Here is a 22,713-nt window from a genome sequence, read left to right as displayed (position 1 = left end):
ATTCCGGGGCGCGAGCAACGCTCGCGAGCCCGGAATCCACACTCGCTGTGTTCGTGATCTGCACGGCCACGATCGGCGTGCTCTGCCGCGCGCCCAGGGGATATGGATTCCGGGCCTTCGTCCCGGCCGGCTCCGCCGTCCGCGACGAATCCCGGAATGACAAAATCTGACGCTGTCCAACGACAACCTCTGAGCCAACAGAGAGAACCATGACTCGACTCGCCGCACCGCTGATCACGCTCGGACTGGCAATGCTCGGCGCCGCCTCGCCGCTCGCCGCCGCCGATCTCGAAGCCGGCAAGTCCAAGGCGGCACTCTGCGCCGGATGCCATGGCGAGAACGGCATCTCGCCGATGGAATACACGCCGTCGCTGGCCGGGCAGCCCGACCTGTTCATTCAATGGCAACTGGTCTTCTTCCGCAGCGGCACGCGACAGAACGCCAGCATGCGCCCGTTCGTCGACGACCTCAGCAACGAGGATATCCGCAACCTCGGCGCCTACTACGCCTCGCTGCCGCCGATGCGGAACAGCAAGCCCGACGACGACCCGGAACTGTCGCGCAAGGGGGCTCAGGCCGCGGCGGGGCGGCGCTGCGCCTCGTGCCACACCGACAACTACGCCGGCACCAAGGCGACCGCGCGGCTGGCCGGCCAGCGCGAGGAATATCTGATCAAGGCGCTGAACGAATTCAAATCCGGCCAGCGCTCCGGCGGCGCGATGGCGGCGATGGCCGACGTCGCCTATCCGCTGAGCGAGGAAGAAATCTACGCGCTGGCGCATTATCTCGCGCATCTGTGAGTGCTCGGGATCCGGCCGGGCCGGAGCATTCGCCTGCAGCCACCCCGACGCGGTCGCCACAACGGCGCTGACGCCTCGCCTGCGGCGCTCGAAGTAACGGCGACCTACATGCTGCCGGCTCTGATCGGCAACATCATCGGGGGCACCGCGCTGTTCGACGTTCTCGCCTATGCGCAGGTGATGCGGGAGATCCGCTGAAGACGCCCCATTCCGTTCGGCGGAATGGAAGAATCCGCTCGCGACCACGGCCCGGTTATCCTAGACAGCAAGGACGTGCCGCCGTTTCGAACCGGATCTATCGATGTCGCAAACCACCAGTGAGGCCGTCGCCGACCTTATCCAGCGCTGGCGCGCGATCGATCCCGCCGATCGCCTCGGCGACCCGTTCGGGGCGATGCGCCGCGCGGGCCTGTTCCGGATCGGACTGCCGGGCGACGATGCATCGTTGGATAGTTTCAGCGCCATCGCGCTCGCCGAACAGGCGATCGCTGCGACGACGGGCGAGCTCGGCCTCGCCACCGCCTTCGCAGGACGTCAACTGATCGCCCGCTTCTTCATCGCCGGCTTCGCCGACGACGCGCAGCGCAGTGATCTGCTGACGCGCATCGCTGCAGGCGATTGCTGGGCCGCGGTGGCGATTTCCGAGCCCGGCGCCGGCGCGCATCCGAAACATCTGCAGACCGCCGCGGCGCCGCAGGGCGAGAGTTTCGTCATCAGCGGCCGCAAGGCCTGGATCACCAACGGGCCGGTCGCCGATATCTTCCTCGTTCTGGCGATCGTCGCGATTGAAGACGGCCGCAAGCGCTACGGGTTGTTCGCGGTGCCGCGCGAAACGCCGGGACTGACGATGACGCCGATGCCGTCGCTCGACGTGCTGGCACCGGCGTCGCATTGCGAACTCGCGCTCGACCAGTGCGTGGTGCTGGCCTCGGCGCGGATCGGCGGCGAGCGCGACGCCTATCCGGCGATGGCGCTGCCGTTTCGCGATGTCGAGGACACCGTCGGCACCGCCACCACCGCGGGCTTTCTGACGTGGCTGCTGCGGGCGATCGCCGCGCAGGTCGAGCCGAGCGAGGACCACGCGGTGCGGCTCGGGCGTCTCGCCGGACAGGTCGCGCTGATCGAGACGACGAGCCGGGCCGCCGTCCTGTCGCTCGACGACGGCACGCCACCGGTGCCGGCGCGCTTGATCGGAATCCGCGCGCTCGCCGCCGGAATTGTCGACGAAATCCGCGCGCATTTCGCCGTGGCGCGAACCGACGATCGCGTCGGCCGCGCGCTGGCGGCCTACGACGTCCTCGCCAATGTCGCGCGCGAGCCGCGCAAGCAGCGGCAGATCACTCTCGGCCAATCCCTCTGGAGCGAACGACACGAATGACCACACATATGCCGATCGAATCCATCGACGCCGTCACGGCGGGCCTCGCATCGGTCGGCTACATCGCCAGCCGGCAGATCGCGACCGCGGTGTATCTGGCGGAGAAGATCGAGAAGCCGATCCTGGTCGAAGGCCCGGCCGGCGTCGGCAAGACCGAGCTCGCCAAGGCGCTGGCGGCCTGGCGCGGGCTGCGGATGATCCGGATGCAGTGCTACGAAGGCCTCGACGAGGCCAAGGCGCTGTACGAGTGGAAATACGCCAAGCAGTTGCTCTACACCCAGATTCTCAAGGACAAGCTCGGCGAAGTGCTGGGCGGCGCCGAGACGCTGGCGGGCGCGCTCGACCGGCTGCACGATTTCGGCGACGTGTTCTTCTCCAAGGAATTCGTCGAGCCGCGGCCGCTGCTGCAGGCGCTGGAGCAGCCCAATGGCTGCGTGCTGCTGGTCGACGAGATCGACAAATCGGACGCCGAATTCGAATCGCTGCTGCTGGAAATCCTGTCCGACTATCAGGTCTCGATCCCCGAACTCGGCACCATCAGCGCGGTGGTGAAGCCGCTGGTGCTGCTGACCTCGAACGGCGAGCGCGACCTGTCCGACGCGCTGAAGCGGCGTTGCCTGCATCTGCATATCGGCTTCCCCGAGCAGAAGCTCGAAGAGCGCATCGTCGAGAGCCGCGTGCCCGGCGCCTCGCAGATTCTGCGCAGGCAGCTCGTCGGCTTCATCAACCAGGTCCGCGCGCTCGACCTGAAGAAGCTGCCGTCGGTCAGCGAGACGATCGACTGGGCGCGGGTGCTGGTGCTGCTGCAATCGACCGAGCTCGACCACGAGACGGTGAAGGACACGCTCAACGTGCTGCTGAAATACGAGGCCGACATCGAAACCACGACGCCGCAGGTCGCAGGCTTCGTCGCCAAGGCCGGCCGCTCCGGCACGTTCGGCTGATGCGCGAGGAGCTGCATCGCTTCTTCCGGGCGGCGCGCGGCGCCGGCGTGCGCGTCTCGCCGGCCGAAAGCATCGACGCGATGCGCGCCGTCGCCGATGTCGGCTTTTCCGATCGCACCACGCTGCGCGACACGCTGCTGCTGACGCTGGCGAAGAGCCAGGAGGAGAAGCAGGCGCTCGGCGATTGCTTCGATCTGTTCTTCAGCCACCCCGAACCGCCGCCACCGGAGGACGAGTTCGAGACTGATAACAACAGCTCCGAGGCCGACAATGCGGGGTCGCCGTCGGGCGCCGGCGGCGCGCCGCAGGACGGCGGCAATACGCCCACCGAACTCGGCGAGCTCGCGCAGATGCTGCTGTCGCAGGATCGCAGCGCGGTCGCGGCGGCGCTGGCAGGCGCGGCCAATGCGGCCGAGCTTTCCAACATTCGTTACTTCACCCAGCGCGGGCTGTTCCAGACCCGGATGCTGGAAGCGCTCGGCGTCGGGCGGCTACGCGACGATCTCGACCGGCTCAAGACCAGCAATCCCGGCGATGCCGAGCGGCTCGCCGGCTTGCTCGACGGCCTGCGCGACGCCGTGCGCGAGCGCGTGTCGCAGGCGCTCTTGCTGTACGGCCGCGAGGAAACCGAAAACCTGCGCCACGAGATCCTGCGCAACGCGCCGCTGGCGCGGCTGGAACGGCGCCAGGTCGAGCAGATGAAGGCGCTGATCCGCGCCATCGCGCGGCGGCTGCGCGAGCGCTATTCGAAGCCGCGCAAGCGGCAGCGCCGCGGCCATCTCGACGTCCGCCGCACCATGCGCCGCAACGCCGCCTGGGGCGGCATCCCGTTTCTCACCGCGTGGAAGCGCCGCCACCGCGACCGGCCGAAGATCGTGGCGCTGTGCGACGTCTCCGGCTCGGTGGCGCAGGTCTCAGACTTCTTCCTGCTGCTGATCCACAGCCTGCACGAAGTGGTCGACGATGTCCGGTCGTTCGCGTTCTCCGGCCACCTGATCGAAGTCAGCGACATCCTCGACAAGCAGGAGCCGGAAGCGGCGATGCGCGAGATCATGGCGAAGGTCGGGTTCGGCTCGTCCGACTACGGCAATTCGCTGGCGGATTTCGAAAAGCGCTGGCTGCGCGCGGTGACACCGAAGACCACGGTGATCGTGCTCGGCGACGCCCGCACCAACAAGCTCGACCCGCGCACCGATATCCTGCGCACCATTTCCGAGCGCGCCAAGCGCGTGGTCTGGCTCAACCCCGAAGGCCGGCTGGGCTGGGGCTTTGGCGATTCCGAGATGTTCCGCTACGCGCCGTTCTGCAACACCGTCCGGCAATGCGCCACGGCCAAGCAGCTCGAACGCGCGGTGTCGGACATCGTCGCGGCGTATCAGTAGTGGACGCGACGCTCTCGGTCCGGTTCGTCAGGATTCGACGAATCCCTGCGGGTCGCTGAGCCGGTTGAGCCGCTGTGCGGCGGCCAGCGCGAAGCGCAGCATCATCAGCTTGCGGGTCGGCGCCGCCAGTTTGTGTTCCGGCGCCTCGCACTGCATATGCGCGCCGTAGCCGTCGGCGACGATCAGCCCGGTGTCGCCGGGAAAGATCTCGCACGGCAGATCCTGGGTGAAGGCGAAGAACAGCCGGTCGCAATGCGCCCGATAGTCCGGCCATTTCTGGTCGGCGCGCAGGTCGGCCAGCGAGGATTTGATCTCGACGATCCAGATCTCGCCGCGCTCGTTCAGCGCCACCAGATCGGCGCGCCGCCCCGACGGCAGCGGCAATTCGCTGACGCAGGCGAAGCCCAGCGACCGCAGCAGCCGGCTGGTGCCGCGCGCGATCTTGAGCGCGGTTTCCGACTGCCGCAGATCCGGCGGCAAAATCATCTGAACGGCATTCGATTCCATCGCGACCAAGTCTAGCCGATTTCGGCGCGAGTCCCCAAGCCGGGCCTGCGTTGCCGATTTCGGCCGCAGAAACATCGCCGAAGCGCCGCGATCGCGGAGCGTGCGGCGATGCGGTGAAACGCGGGCGCTGCGGGGGCAGTTGGAGACGATCGGATGACACGCACTATGATCCTGAAAGCGCTGGCCTTCGCCGCGCTGCTCGCGCCGCTGGCGCTGCCGTCCGCAGCAAGCGCGCGGCCGACCGTCGAGGTCGCCTTCGTGCTCGACACCACCGGGTCGATGAGCGGCCTGATCGAGGGCGCCAAGCGCAAGATCTGGTCGATCGCCACCGCGATTCTCGACAGCAATCCCGACGCCGACATCCGGATGGGGCTGGTGATGTATCGCGACATCGGCGACGACTACGTCACCCGCCGCGTCGAGCTGACCTCGGATATCCAGGATCTGTATGCGCGGCTGCTGGAACTGCAGGCGCGCGGCGGCGGCGACTGGCCGGAGAGCGTCAACGAAGCGCTCGACGTCGCGGTCAACAAGCTGCATTGGACAAAGGACGGCGACACGAGCCGCATCGTGTTCCTGGTCGGCGACGCGCCGCCGCATATGGACTACGCCCAGGACACCAAATACCCGACCACGCTGGCGGTGGCGCGGCAGAAGGACATCATCGTCAACGCCGTACAGGTCGGCATCGCGCGCGACACCCGGCGGGTGTGGCACGAGATCGCCGAAAGCGGCGGCGGCCGCTACATCGCGGTGCCGCAGGATGGCGGCCAGGTCGTCATCATCGAGACGCCCTACGATCAGGACATCATCATTCTGCAGAACCGGATCAACGGCACCGTGATTCCCTACGGCCCGGCGCCGCAGCAGAAGCGGACCGAGGAACAGACGCGTCAACTGTCGAAGGTCGCCGCCGCCGCGCCGGCCTCGGCGTCCGACATGGCGAGCTACATCAACAAGCGGGCGCGCACCTCGTCCGAGGCCGTCACCGGCGGCGGCGATCTGGTCAGCGACGTGATCGCCGGGCGGCAGAAGCTCGACGCCGTCAAGGACGAGGACCTGCCCGACAGCCTGCGCGCATTGCCGGCCGAGCAGCGCGCCGCCAAAGTCGAAGCCGAAATGACCGCGCGCAAAGCGCTGAACGAAAAACTCGCCGCGCTGGTGAAACAGCGCGACGCCTATCTGGCGACGCATCGCGACAAGCAGCCGAAGCAGGCCTCGTCGTTCGACCGCGAGGTCGAGGCGACGCTGAAGACGCAATTGAAGCGGTGACGGACGCTCGCTTTCCGGCACTGCAATGATCGCCCGCGCCAGCGGGCGGTCACGCGGAGAAAGCGAGGCGAGCGCTGCGTCGATCTCAGCGCCGACATCCTGAGAGCCTGCTCGCGCTGGCATCTTCACTTATCAAACAGCCACACCGAATCCTTCTCGCGGCTCGCTGAGCCCGAGTTCTACACCCGTCGCTTCGCAGCGAGGGGTGGGGGCGCGCCGCGGGGCGCGAAGGTGGTGAGTTCGCGATGGCTTCTTTCGAAGTCATCGCGCGACGCCTCGTCGGCGCGCCCACCTGCGGCGCTTTCTGTCTTCGGGCCCGTGCTTCCGTTGACAGGCAAGGGTAATGAAACCCCACGGTCCGGCGGATTACGCCGCCTTCGCCTGCCCCCGTGCAGCGAACTAACAAGTCGCAGAGCCTCGTAGTAGGCCCGGACGGGTACCCGAAGCCTCCCGGACGTGTGCTTGCGAGGCACGACGCGCAGGACGCCGCGTCCATCCGATTCCACCGGCACAGCGCCGGCTTCATCGAACCATCGTGCCGACCGGTTGCCCGGCCCGCCGATCTGTCCCGCTTGTACGACGCCTCGCGAAGCGCCCCTCACGGACAGGACGACGCGGACTATAATCACAATAGGAATGTTGTCAAGAGGTGCCGCCGGCAGGAACGTCATCACCCGCGCAGGCGGGTGATCCAGTATCGCAGGGCGCGCGCGGCGAATGCACAGCGGCCCCACAGAGGCTCTGGCATACTGGGTCGCCCGCCTGCGCGGGCGATGACGGGGAGTGGACGCTGCTCCGTCCCCTTGCCTCCAGACCGCTCGCCGGATCCGCCTCATGGTTCGAGACCCCCGGCTTCGCAGCGCTGCGCGGTGCTCCTCACGACATAAGGACCGAGTCCGCGCCAGCCGACTCTAGGCGGCGGCGACCGCCGCACAGCAGCTCGTTTTCAGGCCGCCGAGGTCGGAGCGCGACAGATGCAGGGTCCAGCCATAGGCTTCGAGCACGTCCTGCACGATGGCGAGGCCGAGGCCGGCGCCTTCGCCGCGCTGGTCGAGGCGGATGCCGCGCCCGAGCGCCGCGGCCTGGGCGGCCTCGTCGATGCCGTCGCCGTCGTCCTCGATCTCGATGCGGAAGCCGCCGGCGTCGCAAGCGGTGCCGATACGGACGCGGCTGCGGGCATGGCGGACGGCATTGTCGAGCAGATTGCCGAGCACCTCGGCGAGATCGGCGCGGTCGAGTGGCACCGAGACGTAGTCGGCGATCTGCGCGTCGAACGCGATCCGCCGGCCGGCCGGGGTGCGCGACTGGATCGTCACCAATGAGCGCACCAGCGGCGCGAGGTCGACGGTGATGCTCTCGCCGCGGCGGGCGTCGCCGCGCAGCCGGGCGCGCGCCAGTTCGCGATCGACATGGCGACTCATCGCGCTGCCGACCGCCTCGATATCGCGGGCGAGCTTGTCCTCGCCGCGGTCGCGCAGCCGCGCGGCGTCGGCGGCGAGCGCCGCGAGCGGCGTCTTCAGCCCATGGGCGAGATCGGCGGCGCGGTCGCGCGAGCGCTCGATCTCGCGCGCCTGCGCGTCGAGCAGCGCGTTGACCTCCTCGACCAGCGGCCGCACCTCGTCGGGCACCGCATCGGGCAGCCGATGCCGCCGACCGGAACGGATCTCGGCGATGCCGTCGCGCAGCGCGCCGAGCGGCCGCAGCCCGAGCACCACCTGTACCGACGTGGCGAGTGCCAGCACCGCGCCGAGAATTCCGAGCGCGATCATCAGATCGCGCGCGAAGGCCCGGCCGGCGGCGCTGACCCGCGCCAGATCGACCGCGACCGCGGCGCGGATCGGCACCGGCTTGCCGGCGATGGTGAGAATCACCTGGCGCTCGACGATCGACAGCCGGGCGCCGGCCGGGCCGGCGATGTCGTGATGATGGATCTCGCCCGGGCCGGGCTGATCGATCGGCACCGTCAACCGGTCGTCCCACAGCGAGCGCGAGCGCAGCAGCCGGTCGTGGTCGTCGCCGACCTGCCAGTACAGGCCCGACAAGGGCTCGGAGAAGCGCGGATCGGTCGGCGGCCGCGCCAGCACCAGCCGGCCATCCGGCCCGGCCTCGACGGCGGCGATCAGTTGTTTCAGCGAGACGTCGAGATCGTCGGCGATGGTGCGGGTGACGTGGCGCTCGAACAGGATGGTCAGCGCGATTCCGGCGACGCTGAGCGCGATCAGGATCGCCGCGGCGCCGCCGGCGATCAGCCGCAGCCGCAGCGAATGCCGCGTCACGTGCCGTCCCCGGGCACGATGTAGCCGAAGCCGCGCCTGGTCTCGATCAGCTCGGGGCCGAGCTTCTTGCGGACACGGCCGACCAGCACCTCGATGGCGTTGGAATCATGCGCGTCGTCCTGGCCGTAGATGTTTTCGTTGAGCTCGAATTGCGACACCACCCGGCCGCGATGCAGCACCAGATACGACGCCAGCCGATATTCCAGCGGCGACAGCGCCACCGGCTGGCCGCGCAGGCTGACCTGCATCTGGCGCTCGTCGAGGGTGAGGTCGCCGATGCAGACTACCGAGGACGCGTGACCGGCGGAGCGGCGCACGATCGAACGCAGCCGCGCCAGCAGCTCCTCCATCTGGAACGGCTTCGGCAGATAATCGTCGGCGCCGGCGTCGATGCCGTCGACGCGCTCGGCCCAGCTTCCGCGCGCGGTCAGGATCAGCACCGGGGTGAGGCGGCCGCCGTCGCGCCAGCGCTTGAGGATGGTCAGCCCGTCGAGCCGCGGCAGGCCGAGGTCGAGGATGATCGCGGCGTAATCCTCGGTGTCGCCGCGGAACCACGCCTCCTCGCCGTCGGCGACGCATTCGGCGATGTAGCCGGCCTCGGTGAGCCCGCGCGCGAGATCCGCCGCGATCCGGCGATCGTCCTCCGCCACCAGCACCCGCATTATTTTTCCCTGGTCTTCCGAATCTCGGCGCTCTGCGGGTCGACATAGACCTCGAACAGCCGCCCATTCTTGTCGACCACGATGAATTCGTACAGCCATTGGCCGTGCCGGCGCTCGATTTCGACGCCGGTGATTTCGCCGGGGAGTTTGTCGCGAACCATGGTCAGCAATTCGGCGAGCGGGCGGATTTCGCCGCGCTGCACCGCGAGCCGAGCCTCGTCGTGGTCGTGGCGGCCGCGATCGTGGCCGTGGTCGTGCGCCAGCGCGCCGCCGGCCATCGCCGCCAGCATCAGCCCGGCCACCAGCGGACGAACCCGCACCATCGCCACGTCGCTATCCTTCGGAAAATGTCGATCGGGCGGCAGCATCGGCCCGGTCGGCTGACGGCTCGCTGACATCGATCAAAGCCGGGCGCGCCATCAAGGCGAGGTGGCTAACGGCCCTTGCCGGCGAACAGCGGCCGCAGCACGCCGGCGACCAGGCCGGCGGCGATCAACAGGCCGACGATCGGGATCCACAGCAGGAACGCGCCGAGCAGCAGCACCAGCACCACGGCGATCACCGCGCCGATCCCGAGCGCCAGCATGAACAGGCCGAACGGGCCGATCTTGCCGACATAGATCTGCTCGGTGGTGGTCTGGTCGATGAACACCCGCGTGCCGCGCGGGTCGTGCGACTCGCCGGGCGGGATGATCTCGGGCTCGAAGCGCGGCTGCTCCGGCTGTTTGGGTTGGTCGGTCATGTGCAACGTCCTTCGCCGGATCAGACCCGGCGCAACGCCCCGAGCATAGCGGCAACGGCGACGGGCGCGAGCGGTTTCCCGCGTGACCTTCAGCCGCGCGGGCGGTGGGCGGTATTTTTCATGCCCTCCGCCGATCGCCGTGTGGTGACGGTATCGACCACACTCGTCATGCCCGGCCTTGTGCCGGGCATCCACGTCTTCGGGCCTCGAGTGTGGCAGGGCGTGGATGGCCGGGACGAGCCCGGCCATGACGGGAGCGTTGGTGTTCCGGAAGTCGTCACGACGCTGCGAGTTGGTCTGCCCGTTCCTGCTCGCGCGCCACCCGCTCCGGGAACGCCACCGCCAGCGACGCCCGGTCGGGCTTCAGCACGCCGCGCTCGGTGATCAGGCCGGTGACGAGGCGCGACGGCGTGACGTCGAAGCCGTAATTGGCGACCTTCGAACTCTGCGGCACGATCCGCACCGTCTCGATCCGGCCGTCATGGGTGCGGCCGGTCATGTCGGTGACCTCGGCGGCGTCGCGCTGCTCGATCGGGATCTCGCGCACGCCGTCATGGATGGAGAAGTCGATCGTCGGCGACGGTAATGCCACGTAGAACGGCACGTCGTTGTCGCGCGCGGCGAGCGCCTTGAGGTAAGTGCCGATCTTGTTGCAGACGTCGCCGTCGGCGGTGACGCGATCGGTGCCGACGATGCAGAGATCGACCATGCCGTGCTGCATCAGATGGCCGCCGGTATTGTCCGGGATCACGGTGTGATCGACGCCGTGATGGCCGAGCTCCCAGGCTGTCAGCGAGGCGCCCTGATTGCGCGGCCGGGTCTCGTCGGCGTAGACGTGGATCGCGATGCCCTTGTCGAACGCCTGATAGATCGGCGCCGTCGCGGTGCCCCAGTCGACGGTGGCGAGCCAGCCGGCGTTGCAATGCGTCAGCACGTTGACGCGCTCGCCGGGCTGCTTGGTCACCGCGATGGCTTCGATCAGTTTCAACCCGTTGGCGCCGATCGCCTGATTGATGGCGACGTCCTCGTCGGCGATCTCGGCGGCGCGCTGGTAAGCGGCGGCGACGCGGTCGGCCGGCTTCACAGGCGCGAGCGCGCGGCGCATCTCGTCGAGCGCCCATTTCAGATTGATCGCGGTCGGCCGCGTCGCGATCAGCTTGTTGTAGGCGAGATCGAGCGCCGCGTCGGAGGCGTCCTCGCGCATCGCCAGTGCCACGCCATAGGCCGCCGTCGCCCCGATCAGCGGCGCGCCGCGCACCAGCATCGAGCGGATCGCATCCGCCGCGCGGTCGCAATTGGTCAGCCGAGCCACGACATATTCATGCGGCAACCGCCGCTGATCGATCGCCGCGACGGTCCAGCCGTCGGGCTCGAGCCAGATGGAGCGGGTATGAATGCCGTCGACTTTCATGGTGCAACCTCAGAACAACGCGCCCAACGATGAGTCCGCAGCTCCTCAACTCGTCATGCCCGGGCTTGACCCGGGCATCCATCTCTTAAGAAGATGGATTGCCGGGTCGAGCCCGGCAATGACGGCGGTGGTAGTAAGCTAACCCTTCAAAATCCGCCCCGCCACTGCATCGAGTTTCTTCAGCAGTTCCGGATCGCGCGCATCCGGCTGGGTGATCAGCGCGGTGTCCAGCGCGCGGTCGGAGCCGATCGGGCACAATTCGTGCTCGCGCGGGAAATCCTGGGCGAGCCGCGCCACCAGGCTCTTGGCCTTTTCGGCATTGGTGGTCAGCACCCGGATGATGTCCTGCACCGTGACGGCGTCGTGGTCGGGGTGCCAGCAGTCGAAATCGGTCACCATCGCCACGGTGGCGTAGCAGATCTCGGCCTCGCGGGCGAGCTTGGCCTCCGGCATGTTGGTCATGCCGATCACCGAATAGCCGAGCTGCTTGTAGGTGACGCTCTCGGCGTAGCTGGAGAATTGCGGGCCTTCCATGCAGAGGTAAGTGCCGCCGCGCGCCATCGCGATGCCTTCGGCCTCGGCCGCGGCGGCGAGATGGATGCGCAGCCGCGGGCTCACCGGATGCGCCATCGAGACGTGGGCGACGCAGCCGCGTCCGAAGAACGAGCTCTCGCGCTTGTAGGTGCGGTCGACGAACTGATCGACCAGCACGAAAGTGCCGGGCGGCAGCTCTTCCTTGAACGAGCCGCAGGCCGACAGCGAGATCAGATCGGTGACCCCGGCGCGCTTCAGCACGTCGATATTGGCGCGGTAGTTGATGTCGGAGGGCGACAGCCGGTGGCCCTTGTCGTGGCGCGGCATGAACACGATCGGCAGGCCGGCGATGTTGCCGCGCCGCACCGCCGAGGACGGCTCGCCCCACGGGCTCGCGATCGCCTCCTCGCGGACGTCCTCCAGCCCCGGCAAATCATAGATGCCGGATCCGCCGATGATGCCGAGTACCGCCCTGGTCATGCCCTGTCTCCCACCACGTTCCGGGCGCATTCAACATGGGCGCGGGTGATCGACAACCCCCATATCCGGCGTATCCGCCAAACGTCTCATGTTACCGACGACTTGCGTCAGCAAGCTACCGGACGCGCGACGATTTTTCTTGTTCCGGATCGCTGCTTGGCTGCTAGGATCGGCGCCAAGGCCTCGCAAAAGCGGCCAGGACGGGAGTGAAAAACGTGCAAACGGGACGCGTCGTGTTCGGCGCCATGGAGGAAGTCGTCTACGGGCAGCCGGCGGCGGCGGCGATCGCCGCCCAGATCGACCGGATCGGCGCGCAGCGCGCGCTGCTGATGGTCTCCGGCACCCTCAACAGAACCACCGACGAGATCGGCAAGATCCGCGACGCGCTCGGCGGGCGCTGCGCCGGGGTGTTCGACGCGATGCCGGCGCATTCGCCGCGTTCGGCGGTGATCGCCGCGACCGATCAGGCGCGCGCCATCGACGCCGACCTGATCGTCACGGTCGGCGGCGGCTCGATCACCGACGGCGCCAAGGCGGTGCAGATCTGCCTCGCCAACGACATCACAACGGTCGCCGACATGGACCACGTCGCCAACCGGCCCGCGCCGATCGCGCCGACCGTTCGGCAGATCAGCGTGCCGACCACGATCTCCGGCGGCGAGTTCAGCGCCATGGCGGGCGTCACCAACGAGGCGACGCGGGTCAAGGAGAAGTTCGCGCATCCGCTGGTGATGCCGCGCGCCGCGATCCTCGATCCGGCGATCACGCTGCACACGCCCGAATGGCTGTTCCTGTCGACCGGGATCCGCGCGGTGGATCACTGCGTCGAGGCGATCTGTTCGCGCGAGGCGCATCCTTACGGCGACGCGCAGGCGCTGAAGGGGCTATCGATGCTGGCGCAATCGCTGCCGCGGGTGAAGGCCGATCCGACCGATCTCGACGCCCGGCTCGACTGCCAGATCGGCACCTGGCTGTCGATGGGCGCGCTGTCGTCAGGAGTTCCAATGGGCGCCAGTCACGGCATCGGCTACGTGCTGGGCGCGGTGTTCGACGTGCCGCACGGCCACACCTCCTGCATCATGCTGCCGGCGGTGATGCGCTGGAACAAGACCGCCAACCGCGACCGGCAGGCGCTGGTCGCCGCCGCGATGGGCCATCCCGGCCAGGACGCCGGCGACGTGCTCGACGCGCTGATCCGCGTGCTCGGGATGCCGCGCAGCCTGCGCGAGGTGAATGTCGGCCCCGAACATTTCGAGCGCATCGCCAATCAGGCGATGGGCACGCCCTGGGTGCCGCGCAATCCCCGCAAGATCGACGGTCCCGCGCAGGTGCGCGAGATTCTGGAGCTCGCCGCTTAAGCGACGCGCGCATGCTCCCCTCGGGACGAACAACGATGACTCCGTCATTGCGAGCGCAGCGAAGCAATCCAGACAGGTGCACGGCGCTCCTGGATTGCTTCGCCTTCGGCTCGCAATGACGGTGGAGGACGGATCGACTTCGACAATCAGCAACTCAGGCACGCATCAGCACGAGGGACACGATGTACACCGGACAGTTCGCCAAGACCCATCCCGACCGCCCCGCTTTCATCATGGCCTCGACCGGCGCGGCCGTGAGCTATGCCGAGCTCGAGGCCCGCAGTAATCGTCTCGCGCATCTGCTGCGCAAGCACGGGCTGAAGCGGCTCGATCATTTCTCGATCTTCATGGAGAACAACGACCGCTATCTGGAGGCCTGCGGCGCCGGCGAGCGCACCGGCTCGTACTACACCTGCGTCAACTCGTATCTCACCGCGGCCGAGCTGGTCTACATCCTGACCAACAGCGACTCCAGGGCGCTGATCACCTCGAAGGCCAAACTCGACATCGCCCGCGAGGCGCTGAAGGACTGCCCCAACGTGACGCTGTGCGTGGTGGCCGATGGCGACGGCGAAAGCGAGCGCATCGTCGGCCTCGCCGCGGCGACCGAAGGCCTGCCCGACACCCCGGTCGACGACGAGAGCCTCGGCACCGCGATGCTGTATTCGTCCGGCACCACCGGGCGGCCGAAGGGCATCCTGCGGCCGCTGCCGGAGCAGCCGCCGTCGCAGCCGCTGCCGCTGTTCCACTTCCTCAACATGCTGTGGAAATATCGCAACGACATGATCTATCTGTCGCCGGCGCCGCTGTATCACTCCGCGCCGCAGGCCGCGGTGGGGCTCACCATCCGCGACGGCGGCACTGTGATCCTGATGGAGCATTTCGATCCGGAGAACTATCTGGCGCTGATCGAGAAGTACAAGGTCACGCACAGCCAGTTGGTGCCCACGATGTTCTCGCGGATGCTGAAGCTGCCCGAGGACGTGCGCAACAAATACGACCTGTCGACGCTGGAAGTCGCGATCCACGCCGCCGCGCCCTGTCCGCCGCAGGTCAAGGAACAGATGATCAAATGGTGGGGGCCGATCATCCACGAATATTACGGCGCCACCGAAGGGCTCGGCTTCACCGCCTGCAACAGCGAGGAATGGCTGGCGCATCGCGGCACCGTCGGCAAGGTGATGTTCGGCGATCTGCACATTCTCGACGACCGGATGCAGCCCTGCCCCAAGGGCACGCCGGGGCAGATCTGGTTCAAGACCGCGACGCCGTTCGAATATTTCAACGATCCGGCCAAGACCAATGAGGCGCGCTCGGCCGACGGCAGCATGAGCACGGTCGGCGACGTCGGCTATGTCGACGACGACGGCTTTCTCCACCTCACCGACCGCGCCACCTTCATGATCATCTCCGGCGGCGTGAACATCTATCCGCAGGAATGCGAGAATCTGCTGATCACCCACCCCAAGGTCGCCGATGCCGCGGTGTTCGGGGTGCCGAACGAAGACCTCGGCGAGGAGGTCAAGGCGGTGATCCAGCCGATGCCGGGCGTCGACCCGGACATCGATCTGGCGCAGGAACTGATCGCGTTCTGCGGGCAATCGCTGTCGCGGCAGAAGGTGCCGCGCTCGATCGATTTTCTGGAGGAACTGCCGCGGCTGCCGACCGGCAAGCTCTACAAGCGGCTGCTGCGGGATCGGTATTGGGGCAACAAGGAGACGCGGATCGTGTGAGCTCGATGTTCGCGTGAGGCTGACCACCCGGCATGGCGCGCCCCCTCTCCCGCTCTTCGCGGGAGAGGGCTGGGGTGGGGGCGACGCGAGGCACTGACTCTGCGTTGTTCGGAACGGCTTTCCCCCACCCGGATCGCTGCGCGATCCGACCTCCCCCGCACGCGGGAGAGGTTACTCAGTGCTCGGGTCGCCCTCACCCCAACCCTCTCCCGCAAGCGGGAGAGGGTTGGCGCGCCGTGCATCGATCCGCTCTCCCCCTCCCTTTCTGTCCGCCTCCCTTTCGGTCGTCATTCCGGGGCGCTCGCGCAGCGAGCGAACCCGGAATCTCGCGCTGTTCATCCTCTGGACGTGCCCTGCAACTCGGGATTCCGGGTTCGCGCCTTCGGCGCGCCCCGGAATGACGTGTGTGGGGCGGACCAACATCGCAGCGCAGAATCGCCGCGGTTGGGCTATAGGAGCCGCATGGCTCCTCTCCCCCGCCCGCTCGCATGACCCGTTCCGCGCCCCGCGAAACTGACGACGATCTCGACGCACGGATGCTGTCGACGCTGAATCACGTGTTCGGCCTGCCCGGCTTTCGCGGGCATCAGGAGGCGATCATCCGCCATGTCGCCGATGGCGGCGATTGTCTGGTGCTGATGCCGACCGGGGGCGGCAAGTCGCTGTGCTACCAGTTGCCCGCCCTGTTGAGAGACGGCTGCGGCATCGTGGTGTCGCCGCTGATCGCGCTGATGCGCGACCAGGTCGCCGGGCTGCTGGAGGCCGGCGTGCGCGCCGCGGCGCTGAATTCGTCGCTGTCCTACGCCGAGGCCGACGCGATCGAGCGGCAATTGCTGGCCGGCGAGCTCGACCTCTTATACGTCGCACCCGAACGCCTGCTGACGCCGCGCTGTCTTTCGATGCTGGCGCGCGCAAGGATCGCGCTGTTCGCGATCGACGAGGCGCATTGCGTGTCGCAATGGGGCCACGACTTCCGGCCGGAATATGTCGGCCTGTCGGCGATCGCCGAGAAATTCCCCAACGTGCCGCGGATTGCCCTGACCGCCACCGCCGATGCCTTGACCCGCCGCGAGATCAGCGAGCGGCTCGGCCTCACCGACGCGCCCTGCTTCGTGTCGAGCTTCGACCGGCCCAATATCCGCTACGCCATCGTCGACAAGCAGAACGCGCCGGCGCAGCTCAAGGCGTTCATCGCCGACAAGCATACGGGCCATTCCGGCGTGGTGTATTGCCTGTCGCGCGCCAAGGTCGAGGACGTGGCCGACACGCTGTGCAAGGCCGGCATCGATGCGCTGCCCTATCACGCCGGATTGCCTGCCGAGATCCGGGCGCGCAACCAGGACCGTTTCATCAACGAGGACGCCGTGGTGATCGTCGCCACCATCGCGTTCGGCATGGGCATCGACAAGCCGGACGTCCGCTTCGTCGCGCATCTCGATCTGCCGAAAAGCATCGAGGCCTATTATCAGGAGACCGGCCGCGCCGGCCGCGACGGCAAGCCGTCGGACGCGTGGATGGCCTATGGCCTCAGCGACATCGTGCAGCAGCGCCGGATGATCGACGAGTCGACCGGCTCGGATGCGTTCAAGCGGGTGTCGATGGGCAAGCTCGACGCGCTGGTGGGGCTATGCGAATCGACAAGCTGCCGCCGCACCCGGCTGCTCGGCTATTTCGGCGAAACGCCGGACCAGCCCCATTGCGGCAATTGCGATAATTGCCTGTCGCCGCCGAAAGTGATCGACGGCACGGTGGCGGCGCAGAAGCTGCTGTCCTGCGCCTATCGCACCGGGCAGCGGTTCGGCGCGCAGCATCTGATCGACGTGCTGCTCGGCCGGCTGACCGAGCGCGTCTCCCAGTTCGGCCACGACAAGCTGTCGGTGTTCGGCATCGGCGGCGAGTTCAACGAGAAGCAATGGCGGGCGATGATCCGGCAATTGGTGTCGCTCGGGCACCTCGCGCCGGACAGCGAAGCGTTCGGCGCGCTGAAGTTCACCGAGAGTTCGCGCGCGGTGCTGAAGGGCGAGGCGCAGGTGATGCTGCGCGAGCAGACCGGCGGCCGGCCGCCGCGGGCGAAATCCCGCCGCGGTGATCTGGTCGGCGGCGCGCCGCGCGAAACCAGCGGCGATCCGGAGCTGTTCGCGGCGCTGAAGGCGTGGCGCTCCGAGGTCGCGAAGAGCCGCGGCGTGCCGGCCTATGTGGTGCTGCACGACGCCACCATGGACGGCATCGCCGCCGCCCGGCCGCGCTCGCTCGACGAACTGCGCGGCATCCCGGGCATCGGCGACAAGAAGCTGGAGCATTATGGCCAGGAATTGCTCGCCCTGATAAATGCTTCAGGCGGCTGAACCGGCTGCCGCGTGGGCGCTCGCCACGATCACGGATTTTAGAGAAAGGGTATCGGTGTCCAGCCCATCCCATCTTGCCGCGCTCGACAAGCTCAAGACCCGGATCCAGGCGTTGCGCGGCAAGACCATCGCCAATGGCTGTACCGAGGAGGAGGCCCTGTCGGCGGCCGCCAAGGTCGCCGAGCTGCTCGATCGGCACGATCTGTCGCTGAGCGACGTCGAGATCCGCGAGACCCCGTGCGAGCAGATCAGCTTCGAGACGTTTCGTAAGAAGCGGATTCCGCTCGACGATTGCGTCGGCGCGATCGCGCATTTTTGCGATTGCCGGGTCTGGCGCGAGAAGAATCCCGCCGGCGAGAACCGCTACGTGTATTTCGGGCTGCGATCCGACATCGAGGTCGCGCATTATCTGACCGAGCTGATCGACGCCGCGGTGCGCGCCGAACTCGGCCGCTACAAGACCAGTGCGGATTATCGCCGGTTCCGCCACCAGGACCGTCATCTCGCCAACGCCTCCTTCAGCTTCGGCATGGTGGTGTCGATCGGCGACAAGCTGATGGCGATGAAGGCTGCGCGCGACAAGGTCAATGACGGCGCCGGCCGCGGCCTCGTGGTGCTGAAATCCGCGGTGGTCGACGAGGAGTTCTGCAAGCTCGACCTCAAGCTGCGCGCGTCGCGCGGCACCGGCCGGACGGTGTCGATGACTGCCTATGAGGCCGGCGGCAGCGCCGGGGCGAAGCTCACGATCAATCCCGGAATCGGCGCCGATCCGCCCGCCGCGCTGAAGCGCTAGCCGGCCATCGACCACTCAGCATCCGCGTCCCGGGCGCGGCGCGGCACGCCGTGCTGCTCCGCAGAACCGGGCCCCCGCTTTGCGCCGATCATCGGGGCCCCGGCTCTGCAGCGCACCACGCCGCAGCGCGGCGCGTTGCACTGCGTCCGGGGCACGGGAGGTCGAGCCACCGCGATGACGAAAAGGGCGCCGCGAGGGAGTATGGCGGCGCCCGGCGGCGCCATGACGCTGCGATCCGCACCGGAATCTGCATTCGGCGACTGGTTCAATTCCTGCATTGCCGCCGACAATCAGTTCAGCCGAACGGCCGACGCGGCGGAAACGCTTAGTTTATGGCCAGATCGCCTATCAGGAGATGCGTCAATGCCGCTTTACGGATTTCATTGTGGGGATTGCGACAAGGACAGCGAATTGCTGGTCGGATTTTCCGACAAGCCGCGCTGTCCAAACTGCGACAGCCGGAAGATGCAGCGGCTGGTGTCGCGCGTGGCCGCGCCGGGCAACAGCAAGTCACTCGTCAAGGCCGCCCGCGCGCGGGCCGCGCGCGAGGGCCATCTGTCGAATTTCAGCCGCAAGGAACGCGGCGGCTGACGCGTGACGGCAGCGCCGCTTCGTTCAATCAATAGGCCGAATGACCATAAGACGGCGCATAGCCGTACGCGTTGCCGTATCCGCCGGCGCCGTAGCGCGGGTTCGCCACGCAATTGCCGCCGGTACCCTGCGCCGAGTAGCGGCAGGATTCGAAGCTGACGAAATTGCAGTTGCCGGGATAGCCCTGCTGCGCGCCCTGCTTGCAGTAGGGATATTCGACGCTCGCCGCCGCGGGCTTTGCGGTCATCAGTTGCGTCGCGCCGAGCGCACCGAGCGCCATCGTCGCCAGAACCAGTGTTCTCATCGTGCTGTCTCCTTTCGTGGTTGACCATGTCATCGTGCCGACATGCAAAGCCAACAATGCGTTGCAGCGAACGTTCCGCGGTTGGAGTCACGATGGATTGTCGCAGGGGCGCAGCCGGATCGCGTTGAACTGCACTGCGGGAATGGGCCAATCATCGTCGTGGCGGAGAACTAACAGATTGGTGCCCCGGGCGCTGCGCAACGCGCCGCCCTTGCGGCGTGGTGCGCAGCAGATTCGGGGCCCGGTTTGTCGGCGCCAGAAACAACCGGGCACCCGGATCTGCGAAGCGGCAGCCGCATCGCGTCCGGGACACGGAGCGGACTGAATTGCGCCGCGCCGCGGCGGGTGGCACAAGGGCGGGGCAAGCAACAACAGACGCGCAATCGCGCCGCGGCGATTTGCCGCCGCGCGGAAAGCGCTGCAAAAAAGGGGGAGAGACCATGCCGCCACTCAGCGACGCGCCGGGGATCGTCAGTCCGTTCGCCGGAATGGACGTGCCATGGCTGCTGCGGCTGCACGCGCAGGCGCGCCCCGATCATCCCTTCGTGATCTGGGCGCCGTTCGACGCGCCGGCGCGGGTCTGGCGCTACGGCGAATTCCACGACCGGGTCGGCGCGCTCGCCGCCGGCCTCGTCGCACGCGGCGTCAAGCCCGGCGACGCGGTGCTGATCCATCTCGACAATTGCGCCGAATTCCTGCTCGCCTGGTTCGCCTGCGTCGAGCTCGGCGCGCTGGCGGTGACCACCAACACCCGCTCGGCCGCGGCCGAGATCGATTACTTCGCCGATCATTGCAACGCGGTCGCCGCGATCACCCAGCCCGCCTATGCCGAACTGGTCGCGGCGAACTGCAAGAAGCTGCGCTGGATCGCGGTGATCTCACACGATCCCGGCTCGCCGCTGCCGGCGCAGAAGGTCTCCAACGCCGACACGTTCGAAAGTCTGTTCGGCGACAGCGCTGACCGTCCGCGGCGGCCGACCGATCCGTTCGCACCGTGCAGCGTGCAGTACACTTCGGGCACCACGTCGCGGCCGAAGGCGGTGCTGTGGACCCACGCCAACGCGCTGTGGGGCGCCAAGATCAACGCCGCCCACCAGACGCTGCGCGCCGACGACGTCCACCTCGCTTATTTGCCGCTGTTCCACACCAACGCGCTGGCCTATTCGATGCTGGCGAGCCTGTGGGTCGGCGGCACCTGCGTGGTGCAGCCGCGGTTCTCGTCGAGCCGGTTCTGGAGCGTCGCGCTGGAGCACGGCTGCACCTGGAACTCCAACATCGCGTTCTGCCTGAAGGCGCTGATGGATCAGGAGACGCCGAAGGATCACTCGTTCCGTCTCTGGGGCACCGCGGTCGCCGAGCCGCCGGTCTTCGCCGGATTCGGCATCAAGATCATCGGCTGGTGGGGCATGACCGAGACCATCACCCACGGCATCATCGCCGAGGCCGACCAGCCCAACACGCCGATGTCGATCGGCCGCGCCGCGCCGGAATACAGCCTTCGCATCGTCGGCGACGACGGCACGCCGACCCAAGTCGGCGACACCGGCAACCTGCTGATCAAGGGCGTGCCCGGACTGTCACTGTTCGCCGAATATCTCCACAACGCGCAGGCCACCAGCGACAGCTTCGACGAGCACGGTTACTTCATCACCGGCGACCGCGTCACGCTGCTGGAGCACGGCGCGATCCGGTTCGGCGACCGCGCCAAGGACATGCTCAAGGTCGGCGGCGAGAACGTCGCGGCGTCCGAGATCGAGCAGGTGGTGATCACCGTGCCGGGCGTGCGCGAGGCCGCGGTGGTGGCGAAGAAGCACCCGATGCTCGACGAGGTGCCGGTGGTGTTCGTGATCCCGGCGGCCGGCGTCGACAAGGCTGCACCCGACCTCGCCGATCAGATCCTGGCGGCGTGCAGCCGCTCGCTCGCCGACTTCAAGCGTCCGCGCGAAGTCCGCCTCGTCGACGACATGCCGCGCTCGACGCTGGAGAAGGTGGCGAAGGCGGAATTGCGCAAGCTGCTAGTGGAGTGATCGCGTCCTTCTCGTCATTCCGGGGCACGCGCAACGCGCGCCCCGGAATGACGGGGCTACTAACCGCCGAGCGCGACCGGGCGGAACGCCTGCAGCAGGCGCTGGTCGATCTTGCCGTCCATCTGTTCCATCCGGCAGAACGCCTGCAGCGGCATCAACGGGATATGGTTCTTGCGCTGCGCCACCAGCGACGTGAAAATATCGACGATCGTGGTGATGCGGACGATGTCGCTGATCTGGTCGCCGTGCAGCGCGTCGGGATAGCCGGAGCCGTCGAGCAGTTCGTGGTGATGCAGCACGACGTCGAGGGTCTCGCGCGGGAAGCTGCCTTCGGCGGCCAGCGCATCGTAACCGAGCCGCGGATGCTCGCGGAATTTGCGCATGCGCTCGCCCTGCAGGGCGTCGACATTGTCGAGCAGGCCGACCTCGACGAACGCCTTGCCGACGTCGAACAGCAGCGCCGCGCGGGTCAGGCGGCGCTGGTCCTCCTCGCGCATGCCGAGGTGCTGGGCGAAGGCGACCGCATAGCCGGTCGCGAACAGCGCCAGCCGATAGCTCTCATTGTGGTGGCGGCCGACCGCGGCGAGCCATTCGCGCAGCGAGGTGCGCCGGATCGCCTTGAGGATCGACCCCTCGGCCTGAAGCACGTCCTGATAGGAGAGCGGTTTGCCGGCCGGCAGCCGCTCGAAAATCCTGACCAGCACGCCGTGCGCCGCGGCGATGCCCTGGCTCATCGCCTCGGCGCGGGCGTCGGCGGTGATCTCCGACGCATCCGGAAACGCCGCGCGGATCCGCGCCAGCAGATCGCGCGAATCGAACGGGCGGGCGATGGTGTCGGTGGCGCCCAGCGCCCAGGCCTGCATCGAGCCGTGATGCAGCTCATCGGCCAGCACGAACAGCCGGGGAAAGGGCTGGTAGTCGCGGCCGAGCAGCCTTTGCTTGATGCGCTGCACGCTCTCGGCGGAGCGCAGATTGATATCGACGACGATCCCGGACAGGTCGCGCGACGGGGCTTGCGGCAGCTCGGCGGTCGAGACGACCTCGACCTCGGCGACGCCGGCGAGGATGCGTGCGAGATCCGCGCTTTGATCGCGGCGATCGGACGCCAGCAGCAGCCGCCGTCGCGGCTCGATCTGGGGCGCCGATTGTCGGGCTACTGAATTCATGGATCACC

General features: G+C 67.7%; 20 protein-coding genes. 11 read left to right on the top strand and 9 right to left on the bottom strand.

The genetic code is table 11. From position 1 onward, the window contains the following. Positions 1 to 209: 209 nt before the first annotated feature. The 4 genes from SR870_RS20145 (at position 210) to SR870_RS20130 (ending at position 4,504) form a co-directional block, all read left to right on the top strand. Positions 210 to 800 (top strand): c-type cytochrome, encoded by a 591-nt coding sequence (locus SR870_RS20145; protein WP_322515282.1) that lies wholly within the window; start codon positions 210 to 212, stop codon positions 798 to 800. Between the two features lie 301 nt (positions 801 to 1,101). Beyond that, positions 1,102 to 2,178, top strand: a complete 1,077-nt coding sequence (locus SR870_RS20140) for an acyl-CoA dehydrogenase family protein (protein WP_322515281.1) — start codon at positions 1,102 to 1,104, stop codon at positions 2,176 to 2,178. Beyond that, entirely contained in the window at positions 2,175 to 3,122 is a 948-nt protein-coding gene (locus SR870_RS20135; RefSeq protein WP_322515280.1) for a MoxR family ATPase, read from the top strand. The genes SR870_RS20140 and SR870_RS20135 overlap by 4 nt, the downstream gene beginning before the upstream one ends. Then, positions 3,122 to 4,504 (top strand): VWA domain-containing protein, encoded by a 1,383-nt coding sequence (locus SR870_RS20130; protein ID WP_322515279.1) that lies wholly within the window; start codon positions 3,122 to 3,124, stop codon positions 4,502 to 4,504. Before SR870_RS20135 ends, SR870_RS20130 begins: the two co-directional genes overlap by 1 nt. Positions 4,505 to 4,531: 27 nt before the next feature. On the opposite strand, the gene SR870_RS20125 is transcribed toward SR870_RS20130, so the two are convergent. Then, the gene (locus SR870_RS20125) at positions 4,532 to 5,011 is read right to left on the bottom strand and encodes an MmcB family DNA repair protein (protein ID WP_322515278.1); all 480 of its coding nucleotides are present in this window, start codon (positions 5,009 to 5,011) and stop codon (positions 4,532 to 4,534) included. A 153-nt stretch (positions 5,012 to 5,164) separates the two neighbouring features. On the opposite strand from SR870_RS20125, the gene SR870_RS20120 reads away from it, so the two are divergent. Further along, positions 5,165 to 6,283 (top strand): vWA domain-containing protein, encoded by a 1,119-nt coding sequence (locus tag SR870_RS20120; RefSeq protein WP_322515277.1) that lies wholly within the window; start codon positions 5,165 to 5,167, stop codon positions 6,281 to 6,283. 911 nt (positions 6,284 to 7,194) lie between these two features. Here the strand turns inward: SR870_RS20120 and SR870_RS20115 are convergent. The 6 genes from SR870_RS20115 to SR870_RS20090 form a co-directional block, all read right to left on the bottom strand. Then, positions 7,195 to 8,559 carry a HAMP domain-containing sensor histidine kinase gene (locus tag SR870_RS20115; protein WP_322515276.1) on the bottom strand — a complete coding sequence of 455 codons (1,365 nt, stop codon included), beginning with the start codon at positions 8,557 to 8,559 and terminating at the stop codon, positions 7,195 to 7,197. Next, complete coding sequence (locus SR870_RS20110) at positions 8,556 to 9,221, bottom strand: response regulator transcription factor (RefSeq protein ID WP_322515275.1); 666 nt, start codon at positions 9,219 to 9,221, stop codon at positions 8,556 to 8,558. Before SR870_RS20110 ends, SR870_RS20115 begins: the two co-directional genes overlap by 4 nt. Continuing rightward, entirely contained in the window at positions 9,221 to 9,544 is a 324-nt protein-coding gene (locus tag SR870_RS20105) for a PepSY domain-containing protein (RefSeq protein ID WP_322518325.1), read from the bottom strand. Before SR870_RS20105 ends, SR870_RS20110 begins: the two co-directional genes overlap by 1 nt. Before the next feature lie 110 nt (positions 9,545 to 9,654). Beyond that, positions 9,655 to 9,963 carry a hypothetical protein gene (locus tag SR870_RS20100; RefSeq protein WP_011443561.1) on the bottom strand — a complete coding sequence of 103 codons (309 nt, stop codon included), beginning with the start codon at positions 9,961 to 9,963 and terminating at the stop codon, positions 9,655 to 9,657. A 277-nt stretch (positions 9,964 to 10,240) separates the two neighbouring features. Next, positions 10,241 to 11,374, bottom strand: coding sequence for an S-methyl-5-thioribose-1-phosphate isomerase (gene mtnA, locus SR870_RS20095; RefSeq protein ID WP_322515274.1), 1,134 nt, complete (start codon positions 11,372 to 11,374; stop codon positions 10,241 to 10,243). Positions 11,375 to 11,512: 138 nt separating this feature from the next. Beyond that, positions 11,513 to 12,388: an S-methyl-5'-thioadenosine phosphorylase gene (locus tag SR870_RS20090; RefSeq protein ID WP_322515273.1), complete on the bottom strand. Its 876-nt coding sequence runs from the start codon at positions 12,386 to 12,388 to the stop codon at positions 11,513 to 11,515. A 215-nt stretch (positions 12,389 to 12,603) separates the two neighbouring features. Between SR870_RS20090 and SR870_RS20085 the strand changes: the two genes are divergently transcribed. The 5 genes from SR870_RS20085 to SR870_RS20065 all read left to right on the top strand — a co-directional run bounded on the left by SR870_RS20085 (position 12,604) and on the right by SR870_RS20065 (position 19,208). Next, positions 12,604 to 13,746 (top strand): iron-containing alcohol dehydrogenase, encoded by a 1,143-nt coding sequence (locus tag SR870_RS20085; RefSeq protein WP_322515272.1) that lies wholly within the window; start codon positions 12,604 to 12,606, stop codon positions 13,744 to 13,746. A gap of 182 nt (positions 13,747 to 13,928) precedes the next feature. Next, positions 13,929 to 15,479: an AMP-binding protein gene (locus SR870_RS20080; RefSeq protein ID WP_322515271.1), complete on the top strand. Its 1,551-nt coding sequence runs from the start codon at positions 13,929 to 13,931 to the stop codon at positions 15,477 to 15,479. A 488-nt stretch (positions 15,480 to 15,967) separates the two neighbouring features. Continuing rightward, on the top strand, positions 15,968 to 17,824 hold the full coding sequence (gene recQ / locus SR870_RS20075; RefSeq protein ID WP_322515270.1) for a DNA helicase RecQ: 1,857 nt from the start codon (positions 15,968 to 15,970) through the stop codon (positions 17,822 to 17,824). Positions 17,825 to 17,879: 55 nt separating this feature from the next. Next, positions 17,880 to 18,617: a DUF2786 domain-containing protein gene (locus tag SR870_RS20070; RefSeq protein WP_322515269.1), complete on the top strand. Its 738-nt coding sequence runs from the start codon at positions 17,880 to 17,882 to the stop codon at positions 18,615 to 18,617. Positions 18,618 to 18,980: 363 nt separating this feature from the next. Next, a complete protein-coding gene (locus SR870_RS20065) occupies positions 18,981 to 19,208 on the top strand; it encodes a zinc ribbon domain-containing protein (protein ID WP_322515268.1) in 228 nt (75 codons plus the stop codon). 28 nt (positions 19,209 to 19,236) lie between these two features. Here SR870_RS20065 and SR870_RS20060 read toward each other — a convergent pair whose 3' ends face one another. Beyond that, complete coding sequence (locus tag SR870_RS20060; protein ID WP_322515267.1) at positions 19,237 to 19,512, bottom strand: DUF3551 domain-containing protein; 276 nt, start codon at positions 19,510 to 19,512, stop codon at positions 19,237 to 19,239. 440 nt (positions 19,513 to 19,952) lie between these two features. Here SR870_RS20060 and SR870_RS20055 point away from each other — a divergent pair, with 440 nt between their 5' ends. Next, entirely contained in the window at positions 19,953 to 21,539 is a 1,587-nt protein-coding gene (locus SR870_RS20055; RefSeq protein WP_322515266.1) for an AMP-binding protein, read from the top strand. A 59-nt stretch (positions 21,540 to 21,598) separates the two neighbouring features. Here SR870_RS20055 and SR870_RS20050 read toward each other — a convergent pair whose 3' ends face one another. Then, positions 21,599 to 22,705 (bottom strand): HD-GYP domain-containing protein, encoded by a 1,107-nt coding sequence (locus SR870_RS20050; protein ID WP_322515265.1) that lies wholly within the window; start codon positions 22,703 to 22,705, stop codon positions 21,599 to 21,601. Between the last annotated feature and the right edge of the window lie 8 nt (positions 22,706 to 22,713).

The organism is Rhodopseudomonas palustris (assembly GCF_034479375.1).
GTDB classification, from domain to species: domain Bacteria; phylum Pseudomonadota; class Alphaproteobacteria; order Rhizobiales; family Xanthobacteraceae; genus Rhodopseudomonas; species Rhodopseudomonas palustris_M.
This window is presented reverse-complemented; position numbering and strand designations above follow the sequence as displayed.